The organism is Methylotuvimicrobium sp. (assembly GCF_050611805.1).
In the GTDB taxonomy this organism is placed as follows: Bacteria; Pseudomonadota; Gammaproteobacteria; order Methylococcales; family Methylomonadaceae; genus Methylotuvimicrobium.
In genome coordinates, this window is sequence record NZ_JBNGHF010000098.1 from 1 (window position 1) to 4678 (window position 4678).

Sequence of the window (4678 nt, forward strand, 5' to 3'; positions counted from 1 at the left end):
TCCGAAAACGAGCGGCATCCCTGCCACTCCCCTAACGGGCTATTCTCGGCAAAATCGCCAGTGCTCGGCGCGGCCTAACGGGACCCAGGGAGGGGATCATAAGCTAAACCAAATTGACTAAGCGTTCTAAGCGACAGGATAACATATTGATATATTAATTATTTTAATGCGCTTGCCCTGAGTGTCGAGGGCAATTGATTGCATCCATCGAAGATCAATATTCGGCGCCGAGGCGCTCGTCAACAGACGCCACAAACCCAACACCTAATTTCCATTGCCTATCGGCTTTCAATGACTCAGATAATTTAGGCGCTGGGTTTTTTAGCGCATCCCCGGCGCCGAATTTAGATTTATCGCTCCCGATCGAAGCCCGCCTTAGGTCTCATCTAAAAGGTTTGTTTAATGAATGATTTTATTCCAGGTCAACGCTGGATCAGCAACACCGAATCCGAACTGGGTTTAGGCATCGTCGTCGAATCCGAGTACAACCGCGTGACAATGCTCTTTTTGGCTACCGGCGAACGACGCGTGTATGCGAAAGATAACGCTCCCCTGACGCGCGTCATCTTCAGCGAAGGAGATACCATCGAGTCCACCGAATACAGTAAACTGACCGTAACCAAAGTCATCGAGCGCAATGGTCTGGTGACATATGTCGGTAAAACCGAGAAGAACCGGGAAACAAGCCTCGATGAAATGGAATTGAACCATCATATCCAATTCAATAAACCGCAAGATCGCTTATTTACAGGGCAATTCGACCCGAGCGCTTGGTTTCAATTGCGTTATCAAACATGGCAATACTGCCGTGAACATCAACAATCGCCGATCAAAGGCTTACAAGGCGGACGGACGTCGTTGATCGCGCACCAATTATTCATCGCGCATGAAGCCGCCGGGCGTCCAACACCTAGAATCATGCTTGCCGACGAAGTCGGTCTCGGTAAGACCATCGAAGCCGGATTGATTCTTCATCACAGGCTCAATAACGGGTTAAGCAATCGCGCCCTGATCATCGTGCCCGAAAGCCTCCTGCATCAATGGCTGGTGGAAATGCTCAGGCGCTTTAATCTACGATTCAGCATTCTCGACGAAGTGCGCTGCCTCGGTATCGAAAACATCGATATCGACTATATCGGCGAATCCGAACCGTCGACTGAAAATCCGTTCAACACCGAACAATTGATACTCTGCAGCCAGGAGTTTTTCGCGCGACATCCGAAACGGCAACAACAAGCATTGGAAGCCGGTTGGGATATGGTCATCGTCGACGAAGCTCATCACTTGGAATGGAGCGAAACCTCGGCCAGCCCGGAATATTTATTCATTGAAAATCTCGCCGCATCGACACCCGGATTGATTTTATTGACCGCGACACCGGAACAACTCGGCAAGGAAAGCCACTTCGCCCGGTTGCGCCTGTTGGATCCGGACCGATTCTACAGTTTCAGCGCCTTTCTCGAAGAAGAAACACATTTTCAACCCGTTGCCGAAGCCGCCAAATCGCTGTTGGCTAATCAAGCACTAACGCCGGACGAAAAAGCCCATTTAGCGCGCCTGGTCAAGCACGATCATGTCGATACCCTACTCAAAAACCTGGACGATCCGGAAAAATCACAGGTAGCACGCGAAGAACTGGTGAAGATTCTGCTCGACCATCACGGTACCGGCCGGATTTTGTTCAGAAACTCCCGGCAAACCGTGCAGGGCTTCCCTGACCGAGAACGTCAGAGTTACGCATTGAACGGAACCGCAGAATCCTTGCAGGAAGACCCGCGTACACTTTGGCTCGTCGAAAAAATCAAAGCTTTAGACGGTCAAAAAGCATTATTGATTTGCCGGCATGCGCAAACCGCGATCGAACTCGAACACATCGTCGAAAAGCGTTTCGGCATCGCCGCGGCCGTTTTTCATGAAGGCATGTCGATCATCGAACGCGACCGCGCGGCGGCCTATTTCGCTGACCAAGAAAGCTCGGCGAGACTACTGATCTGTTCCGAAATCGGTAGCGAAGGCCGCAACTTTCAGTTTGTCCACCATTTGATCTTATTCGATTTACCGGACAACCCCGACCTATTGCAGCAACGCATCGGCCGCCTTGACCGCATAGGTCAACGCCACATCATCGAAATTCATATACCCTATTTGACCGGCGGCCGCGAACATACCCTATTCCGCTGGTACGACGAAGGTTTGAACGCCTTCCGCCACAATACTTCGGCGGGACAACGCGTCGCCGAGCTTCTGCATGATGAATTGCAGACAGCGCTCGAAAAATACGATAGCGAATCGCTCGACAAACTGATTGCCAAAACTCAAACCCTGGCGCAACAAATCGAAATAGAATTGCATAATGGCCGCGATTTACTGCTCGAACTCAATTCCTGCCGTAAAGAAGAAGCTCAAGAACTGATCGATCAGCTCAAGCAACGAGATAATGAAGGCGTGCTATGGCCTTACATGGAAGACGTCTTCGAATGTTACGGAGTCGATACCGAATTCCATTCGGCCGATTGCTTCATTCTAAGACCCAGCGAACACCTGCGCATGTCACATTTCCCTGGTCTTTCCGAGGACGGCATGACGGTTACAGTAAACCGCGACATTGCGCTGGCCCGCGAGGAACTGCAATTTTTAACCTGGGAACATCCAATGGTTGCCGCCGCGATGGATATGATTCTGTCCAGCGATACCGGTAATGCCGGCGTCAGTGTCGTCAAGCATAAAGACCAAAAAGCCGGCCGCTTCTTATTGGAATGCTTGTTCATCGTCGAATGCAGCGCACCGCCCGAACTGCAAGTAGGGCGCTTTCTGCCGCATACACCTATTCGCATTTTAATCGACCAAAACAAGGACGACCTGACCGATACGATCGAACATATCGAGCTGATCGACTCTGGCAAAAAATTCGACAAAACACAGATCGTCGCTTTTTTGAACAGCCAACGAAAACACCTGACTACCCTGCTCGACATCGCCGAACAAAACGCCCAAGCGCAAATGAACCAGTTGATTACGGACAGTCAAAAAACCATGCTGGAGACGATGACCGGCGAAATCAAACGGCTGACTCGGCTAAAACAAGTCAATCCGTCGATTCGCGAAGATGAAATCGAATTCCAAAAAGAAACCGCGATGCTCTTGCACGAAAATATTCAAGACGCGCAATTAAGACTCGATGCGGTCAGGTTTATCATTACCAGTTAAAAAACACCATTCGTAATTATTCAGCATAAGTCATGTATGAGAAGGTGTCAGGCATTGATTTATAAGGCTGTCTGCAACAGGACGTTGCAGTCAGAGCTTACAGGGATGTATTCACCCAGCACCTAAATACCATAATCCATTTGCTATGATAAACAATTTTGGATTATTTAGGTGCTGGGTTCACGCGTCCTTAGAAATCAATGCCTGACACCAACCTATCGTATGCGCTGAATAGTTACCACCATTCAATGAAAAAAGTCACGATAGAAAATTACCGCACGGATAAATTCTATCTCCGCATCGTTAAGGCAACGGCGGAATTACTGACCGAACAAGGTTATGTTGCGCCGGTTCGGCTTTTCCAAAAAATGGAACTCTTGACGGAACAGGACATTGCCGCCTGGCGCAGGGGCCGATTGCCTTATTTGGAACAAGCCATACGCTGCAATCTTGCTCAAGCCAGCCGGATTCTACGAATACTGAGATTCCATGCACATGACCTTAATCTCAAACCCTCGAGTACGGTGTATTTAAGCAAGCAACCCGAGAACCGAATACCGCTCAAATTCACCAGGTACGGCGACAAAAAACGCGAAGAAGCCTATGCCACACATCTAGTATCGCCACGCTTGAAAGCGGCTAAGGAACGAGCATGAAATAACTTCGACAAATGCTGAAAGGGGGTTCGGTGGCTCGATTGACAGGCGTCGGCGGCAGGGATAGCCGCCGTCGAGCCTACATAGATGTATTCACCCAGCACCTAAATCCAGCACCTAAATTCCATAGCCCATTAGCAATGTTTAGTATTATGGCTAATTTAGGTGCTGGATGAATTCCATAGTCCATTGGCTATGGTTAACTATCTTGGATAATTTAGGTGCTGGGTTCACGGCGTCCTGTCAAGCGAGTCGCCGAACCACCATAATGCCTAAAACTTGTAGAAGTAAATTTGTGCATATTCCTAAGCAACCTGCCGAAACGGTAGGGGTAACCGAGGAATAACCGGCTGCGAGGAGCCAAGCATTAGAACTATGCAGTACTTTAAGCACAGAATCCTACCCAAATTAAAACCTAGGGTCTTGCCAGCAATTCCCAATTTGAGGATAAAAAAGTGTGCGGGGTGTGCTTGGCGAGGATGTCGGCGGCAGGGAGCCGCCGTCAAGCCCCCCCATGGATGGGTTCACGGCGTTTCTCCACAGGCATACCCCGCATCCTGAATGCGGCGAAATTTCTCAAACTGGGAATTGCTGGGGTCTTGCGTTAACATTGACGGGATTACCATACAGTGCTCCAGCGATTGCGTGGTTTTGCCATCGCGCTAGATGGCCAACAGTATACCTCAAGGAAATCAACATAACGGCGAGAGCCGGAACTTGGGAAACGGCAAAAAATTGAACTAAATCTCACCACCATCTAACACCTTTCACCTTTCACCTTTCACCTTTCACCTTTCACCTTTCACCTTTCACCT

The 4678-nt window shown here is 49.3% G+C and carries 2 protein-coding genes; both read left to right on the top strand.

Annotated features, from left to right (window positions below; genetic code table 11):
• Window positions 1-402: 402 nt before the first annotated feature.
• Window positions 403-3207, top strand: a complete 2805-nt coding sequence (gene rapA, locus ACRJJO_RS21670) for an RNA polymerase-associated protein RapA (protein ID WP_431067636.1) — start codon at window positions 403-405, stop codon at window positions 3205-3207.
• A 200-nt stretch (window positions 3208-3407) separates the two neighbouring features.
• Window positions 3408-3863 (top strand): hypothetical protein, encoded by a 456-nt coding sequence (locus ACRJJO_RS21675; RefSeq protein ID WP_431067637.1) that lies wholly within the window; start codon window positions 3408-3410, stop codon window positions 3861-3863.
• Window positions 3864-4678 lie beyond the last annotated feature (815 nt).